Annotated in this window: 10 protein-coding genes; 7 read left to right on the top strand and 3 right to left on the bottom strand. The window is 41.2% G+C overall.

The window, feature by feature from the left end:
* Window positions 1–205: 205 nt before the first annotated feature.
* Complete coding sequence (locus tag AB0756_RS12725) at window positions 206–2,866, bottom strand: two-partner secretion domain-containing protein (RefSeq protein WP_050045439.1); 2,661 nt, start codon at window positions 2,864–2,866, stop codon at window positions 206–208.
* Window positions 2,867–3,015: 149 nt separating this feature from the next.
* Window positions 3,016–4,098, bottom strand: a complete 1,083-nt coding sequence (psbA, locus tag AB0756_RS12720) for a photosystem II q(b) protein (protein WP_038077620.1) — start codon at window positions 4,096–4,098, stop codon at window positions 3,016–3,018.
* A 375-nt stretch (window positions 4,099–4,473) separates the two neighbouring features.
* Here psbA and AB0756_RS12715 point away from each other — a divergent pair, with 375 nt between their 5' ends.
* The 4 genes from AB0756_RS12715 (at window position 4,474) to AB0756_RS12700 (ending at window position 9,789) form a co-directional block, all read left to right on the top strand.
* Complete coding sequence (locus AB0756_RS12715) at window positions 4,474–6,471, top strand: amylo-alpha-1,6-glucosidase (RefSeq protein WP_038077617.1); 1,998 nt, start codon at window positions 4,474–4,476, stop codon at window positions 6,469–6,471.
* Between the two features lie 601 nt (window positions 6,472–7,072).
* The gene (locus tag AB0756_RS12710) at window positions 7,073–7,555 is read left to right on the top strand and encodes a pentapeptide repeat-containing protein (protein ID WP_137986186.1); all 483 of its coding nucleotides are present in this window, start codon (window positions 7,073–7,075) and stop codon (window positions 7,553–7,555) included.
* Window positions 7,556–8,422: 867 nt separating this feature from the next.
* The gene (locus tag AB0756_RS12705) at window positions 8,423–9,094 is read left to right on the top strand and encodes an SRPBCC family protein (RefSeq protein ID WP_063779467.1); all 672 of its coding nucleotides are present in this window, start codon (window positions 8,423–8,425) and stop codon (window positions 9,092–9,094) included.
* Window positions 9,095–9,306: 212 nt separating this feature from the next.
* Complete coding sequence (locus AB0756_RS12700) at window positions 9,307–9,789, top strand: hypothetical protein (protein WP_038077612.1); 483 nt, start codon at window positions 9,307–9,309, stop codon at window positions 9,787–9,789.
* Window positions 9,790–9,959: 170 nt separating this feature from the next.
* Here the strand turns inward: AB0756_RS12700 and AB0756_RS12695 are convergent, their stop codons facing one another.
* Window positions 9,960–12,593 carry a trans-splicing intein-formed DNA polymerase III subunit alpha N-terminal partner DnaE-N gene (locus AB0756_RS12695; RefSeq protein WP_038077611.1) on the bottom strand — a complete coding sequence of 878 codons (2,634 nt, stop codon included), beginning with the start codon at window positions 12,591–12,593 and terminating at the stop codon, window positions 9,960–9,962.
* A 363-nt stretch (window positions 12,594–12,956) separates the two neighbouring features.
* On the opposite strand from AB0756_RS12695, the gene AB0756_RS12690 reads away from it, so the two are divergent.
* The 3 genes from AB0756_RS12690 to AB0756_RS12680 all read left to right on the top strand — a co-directional run bounded on the left by AB0756_RS12690 (window position 12,957) and on the right by AB0756_RS12680 (window position 22,504).
* Window positions 12,957–14,246, top strand: coding sequence for a dicarboxylate/amino acid:cation symporter (locus AB0756_RS12690; RefSeq protein ID WP_038077609.1), 1,290 nt, complete (start codon window positions 12,957–12,959; stop codon window positions 14,244–14,246).
* 124 nt (window positions 14,247–14,370) lie between these two features.
* Entirely contained in the window at window positions 14,371–17,022 is a 2,652-nt protein-coding gene (locus AB0756_RS12685) for an ATP-binding protein (protein ID WP_237265794.1), read from the top strand.
* A gap of 97 nt (window positions 17,023–17,119) precedes the next feature.
* Window positions 17,120–22,504 (top strand): trifunctional serine/threonine-protein kinase/ATP-binding protein/sensor histidine kinase, encoded by a 5,385-nt coding sequence (locus AB0756_RS12680; RefSeq protein WP_050045437.1) that lies wholly within the window; start codon window positions 17,120–17,122, stop codon window positions 22,502–22,504.
* Window positions 22,505–22,564 lie beyond the last annotated feature (60 nt).

The raw sequence follows: 22,564 nt of genomic DNA, 5'->3' as shown, positions 1-22,564 counted from the left end.
AACAAAATTCTGAATATTGTTTATTTATTTATAACAGTAATGAGTTTATTTTTCGATGCTTTACATACCAAGCAATTTTGCTTTTATCAATATAAAATTATACCAGTATATAACTTTAAGTAAATCTGTAAAAATATCTATATAGATTTAGCTACAATGATTTTTGGTATATTAAATCTTTACAATCAAATTTTTCTCTTTGGTTTTATTGAGAACTTGAATGACAGCTAGGAGGAGTAGACCAAAGACTATGTAGAGTTACATCTAGTGCTTGTGCTGTTAGAAAAATCTCTCCTCGAGAATTGACTGCAAGCCCTTGGGCTTCGGAAATTTCATGGGGAGCAGATTGTGCTGTCTTTGTAGAAGTCATTATTATTTTTGGGCTAAGACCGAGCTGCACTGGTGTTGTCTCAATATCTTGCCAAACTACGTCACTACTGAGCAATCCTTCCGGACTTTTTGGCAATCCACCACGTCCGGTGATGGTTAAACTGCTAGATTTGCTATCTCGTCCGCAACTTTGAGAAATTAATGTAGAGGCGTCTGTCAGCTGCTCTGGTAAGTTAATAATCCCTTTTGTGGGATCGATATTCGGAGTTTTTATAACTACAACCCCACTGAGGCCAAATCCAGAAGTAGCGGTAATATCGCTGTCTGGAGTTAATGCAGGACGGAATTGAGTCCCAAAGATTCCTTGAGTGAGGATTTGAACGTTACCGCCGCGTCCGAGAATGGCATTCGCAGTCATATCACTGTTGTTAAAAGCCGCTAGTATACTGCCTTTGATGCTTATATTGCCGCCATTACCACTACCACCTGTAGCGTCAGTGAGAATTTTACTGCCGTTCAGCATGAGTAAAAGGTCTTTGACTTGTATCGTGATATTCCCGCCCTCACCCGATTTTGTTGTGGCTTGAATTCCTCCTGCATCTTCCTGAGAATTTCCTTGATTATTTAGTACTACCGAACGAGCCTGAATATTAATATTACCTCCTTTACCCAAGCCCTCATTGTCAACGCTAATTCTTGCACCTTCCTGAACTAACAATTTTCCAGTATTAATTGATATCGTTGTGGCATCTTGGATATTATCAAGATTAAGCACGCTTGCTGATAGGCTGCTAAATGTTGGAATAAGTTGATTGGGATCTAGTGGATTTTCCCTGAGAGAACCCTGTCCCAATAGCTGCACGGAATCTGTAGCATTAATTTCTAGCACTCCTCCTTTTCCAAAACCAAAAGTATCAACAGCAATATTTGCTCCATCTTTAATAATTAGTTTGTTGGTATTAATTGTTAAATTTCCTGCGTTCCCTAAGGTGTCAGGATTGGTATTGCTAAACACGCCACCTGGAATTTTATAAATAGGTGAAACACCGCTTATACTAACAAAATCAGTAGCGTTTATAACAATATTTCCACCATTGCCTTCTGATGTATTGCTAGTACCAGCAAAAATTTGTGCGCCATCGCGAATCATTAATCTTTCTGTATTCACGGTTAAAATTCCAGCATTTCCGCTACCAGCTTCAACTGTGGTAAACAAACCACTCGCAAGAAGATCGGAAGGAGAAACTCCGATAAGTTCTACAATGTCTCGAGCGTTAACTGTTAAATTTCCACCTCGTGCATTTCCTGAGGTTGTAGTGGTTAACTGTGCTCCATCGTGGATAATTAATTCTCCCGTATTAACAGTTAAGTCTCCGCCAACACCACTTCCTTTTGTATCAGTTAACAAGCCTGTAAATAAAGAGAAATCGCGTGAATCAACACCAAATAGCTCGACTGCATGAGAAGCGTTAACAGTTATATTTCCCCCTTGTCCTGATGAATCTACTGAAGTTGCGGTTGATATTCGAGCCTCACCTTCAACTAAGAGTGTATTGCTCGTTATCGTAATTCCTTCGCTAGCTGCATGACCGCTGTTTTCCGCAAATAAACCGCTATCAAATGTACCAGTAGTGCTTGAACTCGATACAACAACGGCATCAGAAGCGTTTAAAATCAGGTTGGCTCCGGAAAGAGAGCCTAAGGTGTTGGCTTCCACACGCGAGTCTTGTATTGTAACTTGCCGAGCTGTAAGTTGAACGCTACCGCCTCCATCACCACTGGTTGTGACTAAAGCGTTATCGGTCAGTTGTACATTAGCTTTAGTCAAATCTTGAGGAAAAATGAATTGATACTGGGTACCTGTCGCTGTTATCCCAACTATACCTGCACCTGCAACTCCACCCAATTCAACATGACCGCTTTCAGCACTGAGTTTACCACCGCTTACAATCACCTCACCTCCTATCAGTGCTAGGGTTTGAGAGGGTTGTACTGAAAGAGTTGCTCCTTGTACTGCGATCGCTCTTGGTTGACCGTACTGTAATCCTATAGGAACGCTAACAGTTAGCAAAGGCGGAGTTTGGGATAGGGATGTGTTTAACTCTGTTCCATCAGCAAACTTAAGACTGTTGGCGGTAGTAGCAAAAAATGAACCACCAATGTTCAGTTGGGCATTGGGACCAAATATAATTCCATTTGGGTTTATTAGGAAGAAATTCGCACTGCCATTAGCCTGAATCATCCCATCGATATTGGAAGGAAAGCCACCAGTGACTCGACTAATGATATTTTGTACGTCTAAAGCATTATTAAAGATGGCAGAACCACCTGTTGGTAATGAGAATTGACTAAAACTATGAAACAGGTTATTTCCAACTCGACTACCCCCCGTTATTGTAAATTGAAGACTATCAGGCGAGGTAACGTTTGTGGAAAGAGATCCATCAGCTGAAACCTGGGCGTAGCTGACATTAGGGAATGCTAGATATCCACCGATAAACAGCCCCGCAAAACTGAGAAAATGAAATACTTTCATGCTTTAAATTAATTTCAAATCTATGAAATTTTCTTTTTCTCAGTATTCCCAAAATAAAACAAAAAAAAAGCGCTTCATCTCAGAAGCGCTGTTCATAACCTTAGTTAAGCACTCATAACATCGAAAGAGAAACTTGAATTCCGTTAAACTTAGCCGTTGATAGCAGGAGCACTGATAGCAACAGGAGCAACTTCAGCAGAAGCTAAGTCGAGAGGGAAGTTGTGAGCGTTGCGTTCGTGCATCACTTCCATACCGAGGTTAGCGCGGTTGAGGATGTCTGCCCAAGTTCCGATAGCGCGACCTTGGGAGTCAATTACCGATTGGTTGAAGTTGAAGCCGTTGAGGTTGAATGCCATGGTGCTGATGCCCAGTGCGGTGAACCAGATGCCTACCACTGGCCATGCTGCCAAGAAGAAGTGCAAACTGCGGCTGTTGTTGAATGATGCGTATTGGAAGATAAGCCTTCCGAAGTAGCCGTGTGCTGCAACGATGTTGTAGGTCTCTTCTTCTTGTCCGAACTTGTAACCGTAGTTCTGTGATTCGGTTTCGGTTGTTTCACGTACCAAGGAAGAAGTTACCAAGGAACCGTGCATTGCACTGAATAAGGAGCCACCGAATACACCTGCTACACCCAACTGGTGGAAGGGGTGCATGAGGATGTTGTGCTCTGCTTGGAACACCAACATGAAGTTGAAGGTTCCAGAGATTCCTAAAGGCATACCGTCAGAGAAAGAACCTTGACCGATGGGGTAGATCAAGAACACTGCGGTAGCTGCTGCTACAGGTGCGCTGAACGCTACGCAGATCCAAGGACGCATACCCAAGCGGTAGGACAATTCCCACTCACGACCCAAGTAGCAGAATACGCCAATCAGGAAGTGGAAAATCACCAACTGGTATGGACCACCGTTGTACAACCACTCATCTAAAGAAGCGGCTTCCCAGATAGGGTAGAAGTGAAGACCGATGGCGTTAGAAGAAGGAACAACTGCACCGGAGATGATGTTGTTGCCGTAGAGTAAAGAACCTGCAACAGGTTCGCGAATACCATCAATGTCTACAGGGGGAGCAGCGATGAATGCGATAATGAAGCAGATGGCTGCGGAGAGCAGTGTAGGGATCATCAATACGCCGAACCAGCCGACATAAAGGCGGTTTTCGGTGGAGGTGATCCAGTTACAGAACTGCTCCCATACGTTGGCGCTGCGAGCGCGTTGTAAGGTTGCTGTCATGGTTTTATAATTGCGATGATGATTTATGTATGTATGGGGTGGTTCGTCACCCTTAACCTAAATTTACATTAAGTTACATTGCTTTATCAAGATTGTTAAGTTTATTAAAGTTTATAAAATTGATTAATAAAACTTATTAATTAGGGAGTGGGGCTGGTTGGTGGGACTTTTCTCTTAACTTTGCGATCTTTGCAACACCACTTGCTACAACGAGGAGAACTCCCTACCTCCTATCGATGGGGAATGATTACTTAAGGTGTCCCATGTGGTGGGATAATTTATTTTGCAGTTCCCTGACTCCTTTCCTGCTTAAAGATTGCTTTTTTATTTGAACCGCAAAGACGCAAAGGACGCGAAGAAAGAGGAAAAGAAGCTATGTGTGTTGAATTTGGTCGAGAAGTTTGCGGCTATCTGAATATAGCGGAGTCGAAAGAATGGTTGGTCACCAATGGTATAGGTGGTTATGCTTCTGGTACTGTCGGAGGATTGCTTACTCGTCGCTATCACGGTTTGCTTGTGGCTTCTCTCAATCCACCTTTAGGTCGTACTTTGATGCTGGCTAAGTTGGATGATACTGCTGTGTACGGAGAGCAGCTGTACCCACTATTTACCAATCGTTGGACTGATGGAACTGTTAGCCCTCATGGCTATCTTCATATAGAACGCTTTTTTTTACAAGGTACTACCCCTACATGGCGTTTTGCTTGTGCTGATGCTTTATTGGAAAAACGCGTTTGGATGCAACAGGGTGCAAACACAACTTATGTTCAGTACACATTGCACCGTGCAACGCAACCTTTAAAGCTGATACTGAAGGCAATGGTGAATTATCGCGATTATCACGGCGATACTCAAAGCAGTGATTGGCAAATGAGCATAGAGCCAATGGAAGGGGGAATTTGTACGATCGCTTTTCCAAATGCAGTCCCGTTTTATCTCCTGTGTAAAAATGCTCAAGTTTCGCCATGTCATACTTGGGTCACTGGTTTTGATTTAGCAGTAGAACGTTATCGAGGATTGAGCGATCGCGACAATCACTTGCATGCTGCTACTTTTGAGGTGACGTTAAATGCTGGAGAATCCGTGACTTTTGTTGCGAGTCTTGAGAAAGAACCAGATTTAGATGGTGAAGCAGCATTTAAGTCACGGCGAACCCAGGAACAGAAGTTAACTAGTCTTTGGAAAGCAAATCGACCCATCAATGCAAAAGAAACGCCTGCTTGGGTCAATCAGTTAGTTCTTGCAGCCGACCAATTTATTGTGTCGCGCCCCTTAAATGATGACCCCAATGGCAAGACGATTATTGCAGGTTATCACTGGTTTGGTGACTGGGGAAGGGATACGATGATTAGTCTTCCCGGTTTGACCATCGCTACCGGAAGACCGGAAGTTGCTCGTTCTATTCTTCGCACTTTTGCTAAATATGTCGATCGGGGAATGTTACCCAATCGCTTTCCCGATGCTGGGGAGATACCGGAATATAACACTGTTGATGCGACGTTGTGGTACTTTGAAGCTATTCGCATCTACTATAGCGCCACAGAAGATAGCGATTTACTGCAAGAACTTTTTCCTGTTTTAGTTGATATTATCGATTGGCACTGTCAGGGAACGCGATACAACATTCATCTCGATATGACTGATGGGTTACTTTATGCTGGTGAGGTGGGTTCGCAACTAACTTGGATGGATGCTAAAGTCGGTGACTGGGTGGTAACGCCTCGTATTGGCAAACCGATTGAAGTGAATGCTTTATGGTACAATGCATTGAGGATAATAGCAAACTTTGCTCGCCTCTTAGATAAACCGCATCAAGGGTATGAGGCAATGGCTGAGCGTACCTTAGTCAGTTTTTCCAAATTTTGGAATGATGAGATGGGTTACTGCTATGATGTTATAGATAGCCCCGAAGGAAGCGATCGCTCCTTGCGTCCCAATCAAATTTTTGCAGTATCATTGCCAGATAGCCCCCTGACTCCCGAACAACAACAGAAAGTTGTAGACGTTTGTGGTAGAGCGTTGCTCAATTCTCATGGGTTGCGTTCTTTGAGTTCGGACAGACCGGAGTATAAAGGACACTACGGGGGTAATGCGCTGCAAAGAGATGGAGCTTACCACCAAGGAACAACTTGGGGATGGTTAATTGGTCCTTTTGTTTTAGCACATCTGCGCGTTTACAAAGACCCGGTACAAGCCCGCCAGTTTTTAGAACCCATGGCAAATCATTTACGATCTCATGGGGTTGGAAATCTCAGTGAAATTTTTGATGGTGACCCCCCCATAACTCCAAGAGGGTGTATCGCTCAAGCTTGGACCGTGGCGGAAGTGTTGCGTGCTTGGTTTGCAACGGAAGAAGCTGGCGCGAATAAGTAATATCATGTCCGGTTAAATGTCCATAATAAAACTTTCTCCCTTGTCTCCCTTGTCTCCCTTGTCTGTTCCAACTATGGGTATGCAACCGGACATGATATTAGGGGGGATCGAAACCGCAAGAAATCACTTTAGAAGACTTGTGGTACACCGTAGCTTCAGGATGGGGATGGATAGTGGGTAAATTTTGAGGTGCATCTTTAACTCGCCTTCATCCCACCAGCGATCAAATAGGTTGTTTTGAAAATGCTAGTTGCTAGCAAAGACCCAAGATGCTTTCCGTAATACGCAATTTTAGCTTGTAATTCACAAAAAAAAATATTTCAGTAAAATCCGGAATGCAGTTATTTGACTTTGTAGATTAGTATGTCCATGTAGAAAGGTGGACTGGCAATCAAACAGCAATATCAACTGCTAGAGACAGGTAAAATCACCTAGATCTCATGACAGTACCATTTCGTAGCTAATTATATCTAATCAACTAACCATTAAACTCTATATCTAAACCCTCGCCGCACTGCCATAAAGCAGTGCGGTACTATTTTGAGGGTTCAATGGACAACGTTGTACCATATTGAAACTGCTATCAACTCTAAATCCATTCATGCTCAATCCCATAATTAACGATTTGCGTAACAGTAGTATCCAGTTTCTAGAAAAAAGTCCCCACGAACGACTGCAAACTCTCAAACAACTTGGTATAGCCCGATATGATTTTCTAACAAAATTGCATCTTAATGAAGCCAACATTATTTGTGTTATGAGATTCTTACAAAATCCAAATCAGTTAAAATTTCCCAATTTAATAGGAGCAGATTTATCAGGATTAGTTTTAGATGAAGTTAACTTTATCCGTGGGAATTTATCCGAGGTCAACTTACGTGGAAGTCGTTTAATGAATGCGGACCTCATATTTGCTAATTTCACTTGTGCTGATTTAAGAGATGCTAACTTAAATGGTGCAACGTTAAATCAAACAGTTTGGTTAAATGCCCTTGTAGAAGGGTGTGAGTTTGGCGAAGGTATTGGATTAACTCAATATCAACGTGATGATTTGCGGCTTCGTGGTGCTAAATTTTCCGCATGAATTTTTAATTATGAATTACGAATTACGAATTACGAATTACGAATGATTGGGCGAATAGAATTCGCTACTAAGTAGAAAGGCGCAAAAAAACCGAAGTATGTAACGAAAAGTAAAGTTGCCTAAAAACCTCTTCCCTTCTGCCATCTGCCTTGTCATGACGATAATTTTTAATACTGACCTACTTATACAAACGAAGTCCCTTCGGGTTGAATGGCACTAAGATAAACCTAAAGTATTGTTCTGTCTCGTTCCCAGCCTCCAGGCTGGGAATGCATTCCGAGAGGCTCTGCCTCTAGTCAAAGCGTTAAGTCCAAGGAGGCGGAGCCTAGGCTGTTGATTTTGTTGCTTTTTAGTAAATTTGTACCATGACGATTTATTTTCGTTGAAAACGTTACTCACTTAGAGTTTCAGTTCTAGTCAAGATTCTCAAATTTTGCATGAACAACACTCCAAAAAAGGCACAGAGTCAACACCCTAGGCGGAGCCTCCCAGCATGGGTCTCCAGCCTGGAGGCTGGGCACCAGTTGGGGTAAGGGTTGTGTCTTAACTTAGTGCCATTCCCCTTCGGGTTCGCCAGTTGCCTACGGCGGGAAACTTGCCTGCAGCACTGGACTCATGAAAATTAATTAAAACCCACGTAGGTGGGTTTTGCTTGTATAGCCGCGAATTCATTCGCCTGAACTTTGGTTCAGGTATACATTCGTGAGATACGGAAATTCTAAATTGTTTGTGAAAAATGTTAAGTAGGGTAGGCTTTAGCCCTACAAAAATTAGAATGAGAGTTTTCACTCTACTTAAGTATCAATGTCAAAAAAAAGGCATTAGTCTGAGTAAAGCTTTCTCAATCCAAAATCCAAAATAGGTAAGATGATCGACAAAACGACTTATTTCATATGGCGGTGTTTGCAGATTTGTTTTGTTACCGGATGCTTGAGTGCGATCGCTGCTATAACAAACATACCGACTTCCACGGCTGGCTTATTTGATAGTACTGTGGATCGATTGCCAACGAACGAACGGGTTGCGTTGAGAAAGGGAGAATCGCTGGTTACTGGTGAGAAAGGGAAGTACACTGCTAGAGTTCTCGTCACAACTTCATTGGATACAGCATGGGAAGTTGTTACGGATTACAGTAATTTTGCTAAATTTTTACCAAATGTTGTCTCTAGCAAAGTCATCAGTGTAAATAAGAATCAGAAGGTCATCGAACAGGTTGATTCGCGTCAGGTGTTGTTGCTTAGGGTAAAATCGCGTGTTCGTTCGGCTATTACAGAAACGGCAAAAAGTCGTGTAGATTTTCAACTTGTTGAAGGCGATCTCAAAAGTATGAAAGGTTACTGGTTAATCGAACCAATTGCAACCTATACAGGTGCAAAAGCAACTCAGGTTTTGATTACACAAGTGGTGGAAGCTCAACCCAAGTCGGGAACACCAGCAAAAGTCTTTTACAGTATTTTTAAAGATTCTTTAAGTAACACAATGGGTGCTATTAAGCAAGAAGTTGAAAAGCGCTCTTCTGTATCTCAAAATAACCGTTGAGTTTGTCAGGGTCTATTCTCCCCTGACAATATATTCGGTTAATTATTTGTAGGTAATTTGTAGTTGCAATGTATTCCCTAAAGAGCAACTACAAACAACGTTATCAATTTGTATGCATTTTTGTATACAACATATTGTATATGTATAAATTAAGAATTCAACTCATTGAAATCTGAATAATTATCCAGGCATTTACTCGCTCAAAATTTCTTATGGTAGTCAAAAAATCTGTTCCATTTTTCCTAACTTTGTTTGGAGTCTTACTGTACCCAGCCATAACTCATGCCGATCCTCAACAAGACAAACAGATCGCAAATTTCATTGCCCAAGGAACCGGGAACCAACAACAAAGAAGAACAAATTCTCAAAACCTTAGCCCTTGTCCAAAGCAAAGACCAGAAACAAATACCTTAATCTATTTTATTACTAATGACAAATCGGTCAGAGTCTTCTCTAACAACAGACAAACATTAATGAATGTTGCTTTAGGATCGAGACCCTTAATAGAAAATGCTGCTGTCAGAATAGATAATGAAAATCCCAGAATCTACAGTGCAACAGGAAGAGAGAGGACTACAAGATACTATGCGGTCTATTTTACTCAGAATTCTCAGACAGACGCACTTTTAATTACTAGATTACCTGATGACAAACTCTTGGTAGAAAAAGCAAGCTGCATTCCTTATGTACGTTGAGTAGTTTGAAGAAGGCAGCTTTGCTGAGGGCAGAGGGCAGATGTTCGTTGGGAATTCAACCCCCATTCCACATCCCAACTTGTTCCCAGCCTGGAGGCTGGGAACGAGACAGAACAAGACTTCTGCCTCGCAGACTGCATTCCCAGGCGGAGCCTCGGAACAAGTAGTAACTATTGTGGCAAATCTTCAACCCTTATCAAATCCAAACCTCGTTCAAAAATTTCATCAATCGGTAACATTTCCCCACTAGTTGTCATAAATTTGTGGTCTTTTGTTGCTCGAATTACCGAACCATTCTCCAAGCAATATTCAAACACCTCTTGCTCGCCGCGATCGTGCCATTGAGCAATGGGTTGAGTGTAAATATTTCCATTTTTATCCACAGAATATACATTACATTCAATACCTTTTTCCACAATTTTTCCAATGGGTAAAAAACCATATTCTACAGTCAAAATTTCCGTGTCATAGCTGAGGCAATATTCGGCAAACTTCAACATTTGGTCAAATAATTCATCAGCAATTTGCTTTTTCACTCCATTTTTTGCCGCACCGTCAACGAATTTTTCTCGCTGCTTCATCATTTCATCAACTTTCTTTTTCCCCATAGCACGACGCAGCAAATCGGCTTGACCTAAAGAATATCCTGCCATATCTTGAGCAATTTTCATAATTTGCTCCTGATAAACCATAATTCCATAAGTCTCATCAAGTATGGGCTCTAGAATTTGACTGTCATAAGAAATTTGCTCTCGCCCGTGCTTGCGGTTAATAAACTTAGGAATCAACCCTGCATCTAAAGGTCCGGGTCGGTACAGTGCTAAAATCGAGGAAATATCTTCTATATTGGAAGGCTTTAGATCTCGTACAATCTGACGCATACCAGAAGATTCTAATTGAAATATTCCTTCTAGATCGCCTGCTTCTAAAAGTTCGTAAGTCTTTTTCACATCTTGTGGAAGTTTTGCAGTTTCTCCACCTTTGGCTAATATTCTCTGAGCTTTTCTTTCTAGAGTTGTAATTTCGTAAGGATCGAGCCTGTACCCTTTACTTTCTTCAATTAAATCAATAGTTTTCTGAATCATCGTCAGGTTTTTTAACCCGAGAAAATCCATTTTTAACAAACCTAGAGACTCTAAATCTTCCATGTAATACTGGGTGATCACAGCACCGTCATTATTTCTTTGTAGGGGAACGATTTCATCTAAGGGGTCGGAAGAAATCACTACACCTGCTGCATGAACTCCAAAGGTTTTGTTAGTTCCTTCAATCCGAATTGCCATATCAAGCCAATGACGAACGAGATCGTCAGTATCGTATTTCTTTTTGAACTCCGGTTCCGGCGTCTCGTCAGAGATCATCACTTTGAGTTTTGTTGGTTTTCCCCGAGAAACAGGAATCATTTTTGCCATTTTGTCAGCATCCCCATAGGGAATATTTAACACTCTAGCGACATCTTTTAAAACGGCTTTGGAAGTCAGGCGGTTGAAAGTAATAATTTGTGCAACTCTTTCTTTCCCGTATTTTTGAGTGACGTAATTAATCACTTCATCCCGTTTTTCAATGCAAAAATCTGTATCGATATCAGGCATTGATTTACGTTCGGGGTTGAGGAATCTTTCAAATAGCAGCCCGTGATGTACGGGGTCAATGTTTGTGATTCCCATAGTATAAGCGACTAAAGATCCTGCTGCTGAACCCCTTCCAGGTCCCACGGGAATATCATTATCTCTGGCAAATTTGATGTAGTCCCACACAACTAGGAAGTATGTGGAAAAACCCATCTTCTGAATCATTGCGAGTTCATATTCGAGTCTTTCTTTATAGACTCTATCGACTTCATTTCTCGATTTACGATTTAATTTTTGTAAAAGCCCTTGCCAAGCAACTTCTTCAACATAGGTATCAGCTGTATGACCTGAAGGGATGGGATAATTGGGAAGGCGCGGTTCCCCTAAAATATTATAAGGTTCAACTTTGTCTGCAACTTCAACAGTGTTTGCGATCGCTTCTTCAATTACGTCTTCTGGCAAATGATCGCGAAACAGCTTTTTCATCTCTTCTGCAGATTTTAAATATTCTGTCCCGGTGTAGCGCATTCGATTGTCTTCAACAATCAATTTACCAGTTTGTATGCATAACAAAGCGTCGTGAGCTTCAACATCGTAACAAGAAATAAAATGAGAATCATTGGTAATCACAATTTTGATTCCCAATTCCCGTGCAATTTTGAAGATTTCTACATTAACAATTCGGTCTTCTGGAAATCCGTGATCTTGGATTTCTAAATAATAATCATCTCCAAAAACATCTTTATACCATTGAGCCACTCTGCGGGCTGCCTCTAGTTTACCGCTCAGAATTGCTTGGGGAATTTCTCCACCCAAACAAGCACTCGTCACAATCAAACCCTCATGGTATTCTTTTAACAATTCTTTGTTAATGCAAGGACGTGCAAAAATTCCTTTACCTTGAATTCCTTGAAGATTGGAAATTGATGTTAACTTAACTAAATGTTTGTAGCCTTTTGTGTTTTTGGCTAAGACAATTTGATGGTATTTTGGACGGCGTTCCTGTTTTGTGATATCGCCGTTGATGATATACATCTCATTGCCAATGATGGGTTTAACATTTTTGCTGCGACAGGTTTTGATCAGTTCGATCGCCCCATACATAACTCCATGATCTGTAAGTGCGATCGCTTTGATACCAAGTTCAATAGCGCGGTCAATCAAAGCGGGTAATTGACTCGCACCATCTAACAAGCTGTAATCACTGTGAATATGTAAAGGGACAAAGGACATAAGTCATTTAAAATTTAAGATTCAAAATTTAAAATAAGTAACTGTGCTCACAGCCCTAACTTCTTAAAGAAGTCGGGAATTTAGATTGACTCAAGCAGTTTAGCGGAAATAAGGTACACGATCGCTAGCAGACAGTCAAGTCTCCGTCATAAGTACAAGTGTATTTAAGGATAACGCAATTTGTTCCCTCATAAAATTAAATTCTGCTATTGATTCAGAAAAGTGTATTCAGCAATGTGAATTCAATATAGTGTAATACTCTTCTTTGGTGGGTTGGGCGGAGGACGCCCGCCCATTATCTCTCAACAGTCTCCATTGCACAAGACGTATTTAGAATAGACATCTCGCCTATTCACACCACACATGAACGAACAAGACACTCCCGATACGCCCAAAACCCGCCCTTGGTGGCAAAGCATCCCACTGACATTGCAAATTATTATTGCACTCGTACTGGCGGTAGCTTTAGGGATTGCACTGGGTGCAGGAAACCCCAGCCCAACAAACAAAGCCTTTATTGAGACTTTGGCAATTCCTGCTGAGTTAGTACTGAAAGCACTCCGCACCCTAGCAACACCATTGATTTTAATGGCAGTGCTGCATACCTTTATGACAACCGTAATACCCGGTAGGGCGGGACGCCGTTTGGCAGTATTGCTGCTAACTAATACCACAGTCGCTATTCTTGTTGGGCTATTTGTAGCAAATGTGTTGCGTCCCGGTACGTGGGGACGATTGGCTGCGCCGGGAACTGCAGAAATAGTGAAGCGCAATTTCGATCCTTGGGGATTGTTTAAAGATGCTGTTCCGCCCGCTATTCTCAGCCCTTTAGTTGATAATAATGTTATCCAGCTGATCGTTCTTGCCCTGACTTTTGGTATAGTCTTGCGTGCGATCAAATCAGAACAAATTGCTGCAAATCAGAGAGGGTTTCAAGGACTTGAGGATGCGATCGCAATTTTATTTGAAGCCATTATCCGAGTTCTTCACTGGGTCATTGCCACAGTACCGCTAGCAGTCTTTGGAATTGTATCAAAAACCGTTGCCGAAAAGGGTTTTGCACCATTTAAATCTTTAGGAGCATTTGTGATAGCAGTGCTACTAGCGTTGACATTGCAAGCCTGTTATTACCTCTTGCGAGTTCGGTTTGGTTCTTGGGTGAATCCGCTCAACTTCCTGCGTGGCGGTACAGATGCTTTTTTAACAGCCTTTGCAACGGATTCCTCAGTCGCGACTATGCCCATTACATTTGAGGTTTTGCAGCAAAAAATAGGTGTGAGGGAATCTTCCGCTTCTTTAGGAGCATTGGTTGGCTCCAATTTCAACAATGATGGCACTGCTCTTTATGAAGCCATGTCTGCATTATTTATCTCGCAAGTACTCGGGCAAAATTTAAGCTTGGTACAGCAACTTACAGTCATTCTCACATCGATTTTTGCATCCGTAGGTGCTGCTGGTATTCCAGAAGCGGGATTGGTAACCATGACATTGGTATTCAGTTCTGTTGGCTTGCCAACAGAGTATATTGCTTTATTGGTCACTGTTGATTGGTTCCTAGATCGATGCCGTACTGTCATCAATGTTATGGGGGATATGACAGTAAGTGCTTTAATTGATGGGAAAAAACGGCAATCAGCAGCAAATATTGATTAATTTTTTTTACAAAATACAGATAAATGTTGAGGAGTAAAAACTTTTGGGAATTCTTTTAGATAGAGAACAGATGGAATAAATTTTTCTTTCCACCTGCAAAAACACTACTGCTGACAGCTTCGCAATGATGGTGAAACCTTCGTCCCCAAAATTTTACTGGTTTCTGAAAAGGAAAACCATTCAGCTTGACAAATACACGCTTGCCAAGCTGTCTGCTTTAATAGTTCTGGGATTTTTAGGCAACTATTTCAATTTGCCTCTATTTTTTTCTGTAAATTTTACCTTTGGTAGCATTGCAACTCTTTTTGTTGCCTACATCTATGGAACTTTGTGGGGAGTTATTGCAACATTTATAGCCGCAGTTTATACTGTTTGGCTTTGGGGACATCCTTATGCATTAATATTGTTCTTACTTGAAGTTACATTTGTTGGATGGTGGGTTAGCAAGCGACAACAAAGCCTGATGCTGGCAGATATCATTTACTGGTCTTTTATTGGTATGCCACTGGGATGGATTGCCTTTTACTACATTATGAAGATACCAGTTTCTGTATCTTTAATGATTGTTTTTAAACAATCAGTCAACGGTATCTTTAATGCACTTATTGCCGATTTGTTTGTTGCTTACACGCCTATTGCCAAGTTGATTCATGTTAATCACGGACAAAGATTCTCGTTCCGACAAACATTGTCAATCGTGCTTGTCGCATTTGTATTTTTTCCATCTTTAACTCTTATAGTATTGAACAATCAACAAGCCTTTGCAGAAATTCAAACAAATACACCCAGTCTTTTAAAAGCCGTTTCACTCAATGTAGCAACAGGATTGCAACGCTGGCAACAACAAGACCACTTAATATTAGAGCAATTAGCAAAACTAGCAATCGAGTCCAATCTTTCTGCATCAACAGCATTACAGCAAGGGACACAACTACTTCAACAAAGCTTGTTACACAGTCAAAGAGTTGCGATTTCAGATATCTCTGGAGACACAATTGCTGCTTTTCCAGACCGTCAGTTTAAACTGTCAACTTATTATACTGAACCCAAACCCTCTGACCAACCGCGTCTGATGCATCTATTTGAGAAACAAGGAGAGCTTGCTACAGTTATCGAGCAAGTACCGATTGTCCAGGACAATAGGGTGCGGGGACATGTTAGCAACGAGATTAGTTTAGATGCCATCGGTCGGTTACTGCAACTCAACAAAACTCCATTAGATATCAGAATCACGTTACTAGATAATCACAAGCGAGTCGTCAGCACAACTCGTTCCGATTTATCACCCACCAGTATGTTTGACCATCTTGAAAACAAGAAATCCCAGAAAATAATGGAGCAAATGTACCAATGGTTGCCACCCGGTCAAATGGCAGCTGTAGAACGTCAGAGACGCTCATTTTACGTTCATAGAGTACCAATTGACAGCTATTTATCTTGGCAGTTGGTTGCTGAAATTTCAGTAGGTTCACAACTCGAAAGCTTGCAGAATCTGTTTATTCAAGGATTTACGTTAATTTGGTTGATTGCGATCGCAGCCCTTCTGCTTGCGACTGTGATTAGCCGGAGACTTGTAAAACCAATCGTACAATTAGCGAATGTTACCACCAATTTACCCGGCAAATTGTTTGATATATCTCGCATAAAGTTTCCTAAAAGTAATGTTTTAGAAGTCAGAACATTAATAGATAATTCTCAGGAAATGGCTCAGATGTTAAATCAACAATTTCAAGAAATTAAAACAGCCAATGAAACCTTAGAGCAAAAAATTACCGAACGAACTCAAGAGCTTTCTCTTAAAAATCAAGAACTTGTCAAAGAAATTGCCGAACGTCATAAAGTTGCTGAAGCTTTGATACAATCTAAAGAGAAACTACGCCAGCAAGCTGCTACTTTAGAAAAGGCATTCCAAGATCTGCAACAGACTCAAGCTCACCTTATACAAACAGAAAAAATGTCGAGTTTGGGGCAGTTAGTAGCAGGTGTTGCTCACGAAATCAACAATCCTGTAAATTTTATTCATGCCAATTTGTTACACGCGCAAGAATATACTCAAGATATTTTGAAGTTACTCAATCTTTATCAGCAATACTATCCCAATCAAAATTGTGAAATTGCAACAGCACTTGAATACATAGATTTAGAGTTTATTCAGGAAGATTTACCCAAACTCTTAAATTCCATGCAGACCGGAACTCACAGAATTCGGGATATAGTGCGATCGCTACGGACTTTTTCCCGTCTTGATGAAGCCGAGATGAAAGCAGTAGACATTCAAGATGGGATTGAAAGTACGCTGATGATTTTGGACTATCGGTTGAAAGCTAGAGCAGAGCGCCCGGAAATAGAAGTCATCAAAGAATATAGCGTGCTCCCCCTTGTTGAATGTTACCCCGGTCAACTCAATCAGGTATTTATGAATATACTGATGAATGCAATTGATTCTTTGGAAGAGTCATTTGTCCAGAGTCGTTTCCTATCAGGAGCAAACAAAGAACAAAAGACACAATTAACTATCCAAATTCAAACAAGCCTCACCGATAACCATTATATTAAAATTTCCATACAAGATAACGGGCTTGGCATACCCAAACACATTATCTGTCGATTATTTGACCCCTTCTTCACAACCAAACCTGTTGGTAAAGGGACTGGTATGGGTCTGTCTATCAGCCATCAAATTATTACTGAAAAACATGGCGGACGACTGGTTTGTCATTCAGAACCGGGACATGGGGCTGAATTTGTCATTGAAATTCCTACACGGCAACAGTGACCGCTAACCAGCCATCGGTGATAACTGCTATCTCTAAATGGGCATACTAGCTGATGAGTCGGCTAGAGACGGCAATTTTCTATGGAAGGCGATCGCGATGAAAGTATCATTTGACCCAGGAACAACGCTTCCAGGCTACTGCTTGGTTGAGCAACTTTACTTTAGTGCCAAAACTCTAGTTTATCGTGCCTTACGAGAAGCAGACCAACAACGTGTCATCATTAAGCTCTTGAAAAGGGAATATCCAACGGTCAATGAACTCTTACAATTCCGCAATCAGTATAATATTGCCAAAAATCTCCCTTTATCTGGAGTAGTCAGCCCGTACAGTCTAGAACCACTGCGCCACGGTTATGCTTTAGTTATGGAAGACTTTGGTGGTGTTTCCTTAACAGAGTATACTCAAGGGCATCCATTAGAATTAGAAGAATTTCTACTCATTGCGCTTCAACTTGCTGATATTCTTCAAGGTCTCTATCAACATCGAGTGATTCACAAGGACCTCAAACCTGCTAACGTCTTGATTCACCCCCAAACAAAACAAATCAAGCTGATTGACTTTAGCATTGCCTCTGTCCTCAGACACGAAACACAAACCCTACAAAATCCTAACGGAATTGAAGGAACTCTCGCTTATCTTTCACCAGAACAAACGGGTCGGATGAACCGAGGGATTGACTATCGTAGCGATTTCTACTCCTTGGGAGTCACATTTTTTGAATTACTGACAGGTCAGTTACCCTTTCAATCCAATGACCCAATGGAGTTAGTTTATTCTCACATCGCCAAGCAAGCACCCGCAGTTCACAATATCAATCCTGACATTCCACTCGTCCTATCTGCAATTGTCAGGAAGTTGATGGCAAAAAATGCGGAAGACCGCTATCAGAGTGCTTCGGGGTTACTTGCAGATCTCCAAAGATGTGTAACAGAATTTAAAATAAACGAGCAAATTTCCAATTTTGAGGTCGGTCAGCTAGATGCAAGCGCCCAACTGAACATACCCCAAAAACTCTACGGACGAGAACAGCAAGTCAAACAATTGCTAGCAGCATTTACTCGCGTAGCGTGTCCGGAGGACAGCAGTTCTTCTTCACGAAGCGAACTTGTACTTGTATCGGGTTACTCGGGTATTGGCAAATCGTCACTTGTTCATGAAGTCCACAAACCAATTGTCCGTAAAAGGGGCTACTTCATTTCAGGTAAGTTCGACCAATTTAAACGTAACATTCCCTACGCTTCTCTCATTCAAGCATTTCAATCTCTCATGCGGCAATTGCTGACAGAGGACACCCACAAACTTCAAAACTGGCAAGAAAAACTCAAAAGGGCTTTGGGTGAAAACGGACAAGTGATTGTGGATGTGATTCCAGAACTAGAAGCGATCGTTGGCAAACAACCTTCCATCGAAGAATTAAGAGGAACCGAGGCACAAAATCGGTTCAACCGCGTCTTCCAAGCCTTTATTGAGGTGTTTACTCAACCAGAACACCCCCTAGTGCTGTTTTTAGACGACTTGCAATGGGCAGATTCTGCATCTTTAAACCTCATTCAAGTGCTGATGAGCAATCCTGAAAGCAAACATTTACTGTTGATTGGAGCATATCGAGATAACGAGATCAGTGCAACTCATCCATTGATGAAGATGTTAGATGTACTTCACAAAGCAAACACTGCTATCGAAAATATTGTTCTGTATCCTTTAGAAATACATTATGTTCGTCAATTAGTTGCCGATACATTAAACGATCGCAACAGAAGCGTTCCTCTTGCAGAGCTACTCTTCAATATCTCTCAAGGCAACCCCTTCTTTTTAACTCAACTTCTCAAATCGCTGTATCAAGAACACCTGTTAACCTTTGATTTCACTCGGGGTTGCTGGATGTGGGATCTCGAACAAATTCAACGCGTTGGAATTACTAACAAAAATGTGGTAGAACTAGTAGCACTTAATTTGCAAAAATTACCAAATACCACACAAACAATACTTCAACTAGCAGCTTGTATTGGCAATCGCTTTAATTTAGATATTTTAGCAACTGTCAGTAACACGAGTCTCTTGGATACTGCTAAAGCGTTACAACCGTCTCTCCAAGCAGGATTTATTCTCCCTCTTAACAATAACTACCAAGTTCCCCTTTTATTCTCTAGCGAAGAACTAGATGAATTTGGATTTGACGTGAGTGTAAGTTATCGATTCCTTCATGACCGAGTTCAGCAAGCTGCTTATTCCCTCATTCCGCAGACGCAAAAACAAGCGACCCATCTTGAAATTGGTCAACTTTTACTTCGCAACACTCCCCCAGAAGCGATTGAAAATTACATTTTTGACATTGTCAATCAGTTGAACTTTGGCAGAGATCTTCTAACACAAATTTCAGAACGACAGGAATTGGCGCAACTCAATTTGATAGCAGGACGAAAAGGCAAAGCTGCAGCTGCCTATGAACCTGCATTTAAGTATTTTACAGTTGGAATCGCTTTATTGTCCGCTGACTCTTGGCAAACACACTACAGCCTGACATTAAAACTGTATGAAGAAGCAGCGGAAGCAGCTCTTCTTTGTGGCGAGTTTGAGTTGATGGAACAGCTAGTACTTGCAGTGTTACAGCAAGCGCAAACTTTGTTGGACAAAATTAAAGTTTATGAGGTCAAAGTATTAGCTTGCGTAGCCCAGAGCAAGCAACCTCAGGCTATCAAAACAGCCCTAACTGTGGCAGAATTATTTGGAGTTGCGTTTCCAGAACAACCAAATCAAACAGATATTGCTGAGGGTTTGCAGAAAACTCAAGATACTCTAGCAGAAAAACAATTAGAAGATTTGTTAGAACTGCCAGAAATGAGGGATCTCAGAGCATTGGCGCTCGTCAGAATTTTAGCAAGCGTAACGGCTGCTGTTTATCAAGCTGTTCCTACACTTTTACCATTAATTGTGTTTAAACAGGTTAGATTGTCGGTTAAGTATGGAAATGCCTCTGTATCTGCACAAGCATACGCTTGGTATGGAGTCATTTTATGCGGTGTTATTGGCAATATTGAAGAAGGTAATCGTGTCGGTCAACTGGCATTAGGCTTATTATCAAAGCTCAAAAGCAAAGAATTTCGAGCTAGCACCATCAATATGGTATATCCATTTGTAAAACCTTGGAAATATCACATTCAAAAATCTCTCGATCCTTTGCTTGATGGATACCACTGCGGGCTAGAAACTGGAGCATTAGAATATGCTGCTTACTGCGCTTACAACTATTGTTCTCTTTCTTTCTTCTTAGGTAAAGAATTATCAATTTTGGAAGAAGAAATGAAGGCTTACAGCCATGCTTTGGCTCAACTCAAACAGGAAGTCGCTCACAATTATCTTCGAGTCTTTTACCAATCAGTTTTGAATTTACTCGGGCAAAGCAAGCATCCCTGGGAATTTAAGGGTACTGTTTACCATGAAGACAAGATGCTTCCTTTACACCATACAGCAAACGATCGCTATGCTATTGGTACGTTATATGTTAACAAACTCATTCTTTGTTACTTATTTCAAGAGTGGCGACAAGCCACAAAAGTAGCCAATCTTGCTGGTGAATATCTTGATGGAGTGTCTGGCTCTTTTACGATCCCTGTATTTTCTTTTTACGATGCTTTAACCCAGCTTGCTATATTACCAGAAATTGAAGAATCAAAACAAGAGCTTGTTTGGGAAAGAGCGATCGCCAATCGGAACAAACTCGAGCATTGGGCAAACTATGCACCGATGAATCACTTGCATAAATTTTACCTAGTTGAAGCAGAACGTTACAGGGTATTGGGACGAATTTATGAAGCGATGGAGTACTACGATCGCGCTATTACAGGAGCCATTGAAAACCATTACTTCCATGAAGCTGCTCTAGCCAACGAACGAGCAGCCGAATTTTACTTTTCGCTCAAAAAAAACAAAATTGCTCAAGCATATATAACAGAAGCATATCACGGCTATCAGCAGTGGGGAGCAAAAGCGAAAGTTCAACAATTAGAAGAATTTTACTTTGAATGGCTGAATCTTAATTCTCAAAAACTTTCCAAAGAAGACAGTAGTCTATCCAAAGGAAGCACAACATCCAAGGGTGAAGTTTTCGATCTGATTGCTGTGATGAAAGCATCACAAGCTATCTCCAGTGAAATAGTCTTGGATAGATTGCTAGAAAATTTGCTGCATATTATTCTCGAAAATGCAGCTGCTCAGAAAGGCTGTATTATTCTTGAGCGCGACAATCAACTATTTATTGAAGTTGCGGATACCAACCAGCATGAATTAGCAGTCGTACTGCAATCAATCCCAGTCAAAGACAGTCAAGATGTTCCTGTTTCCATTATTGAATATGTCCGTCGCACCCAACAACCCTTAGTTCTTAATAATGCTACAGAAGAAGCTATTTCTAAATCTGATGCCTATATTGTCTATCACGAACCACAGTCAATTTTATGTGCGCCAATTCTTTATCAAGGAAAATTTATCGGGATTATTTATTTGGAAAATAATTTAGCGACTGGGGTCTTTACTCACAATCGTGTTGAAATTCTCAATTTCCTCTGCACTCAAGCTGCTATCTCCTTAGAAAATGCCCGTTTATACCAACAAGCACAAAATGCTGTCGCTCATTTACAACAAACACAACTTCAATTAGTACAAAGCGAGAAGATGTCTGCTTTGGGAAATTTAGTCGCAGGGGTTGCTCATGAAATTAACAATCCTATCGGCTTTATTGCTGGCAATATTGACCCTGCTCAAGAATACGTACAAGATTTGTGCGGCTTGCTCGATCTGTATCGGGAGAAGTTTCCCCATCCCGGACAGGAGATTGAGGATAAAATTGAAACTATAGATTTGGAATATTTGCGTCAGGATTTGCCGAAGTTGATTGAATCAATGAAGCTGGGTGTTGAACGCATTTGCAATATTAGCACCAGCCTGCGAACTTTCTCCAGATCGGACAAAGATTATAAGGTTCCATTTAACATTCATGAAGGTATAGAGAGTACTCTACTTATTCTCAAGCACCGTTTGAAAGCAAACGATGACCGTCCAGCAATTAACGTTATTAAAGACTATGGCGATATCCCTCAAGTAGAATGTTTCCCAGGACAACTCAACCAAGTGTTTATGAATTTGCTGGCAAATGCTATTGATGCTTTAGAAGAATCTAATATGGGAAGCAGTTTTGAACATATTAGAGCAAATCCTAACTGCATTACCATTCAAACTGCTATGAAAGACGAGCAACACATTATGATTCGCATAGCAGACAATGGTATTGGCATGACCGAACAGGTGAAACAGATTGCTTTTGACTATCTTTTTACAACCAAAGCTGTTGGACATGGAACGGGTTTGGGTTTAGCGATCGCCCACCAAATTGTCGTTGAGCGTCATGGAGGAACGATTGAAATTAATTCTGTTTTGGGACAGGGCGCAGAGTTTGCGATCGTGCTTCCCATATCAAGCCAATAGTAAACTTGTTTTAGCTAGGAGGCGAACGTAATGAAGACCACATTTTTGACGAGAACTGCA

This window comes from Tolypothrix campylonemoides VB511288_2, from assembly GCF_045999855.1.
Lineage (GTDB): Bacteria > Cyanobacteriota > Cyanobacteriia > Cyanobacteriales > Nostocaceae > Scytonema > Scytonema bouteillei_A.
Note: the sequence above shows the minus strand (reverse complement) of the source record. Positions and strands in the feature narration are given on the sequence as shown.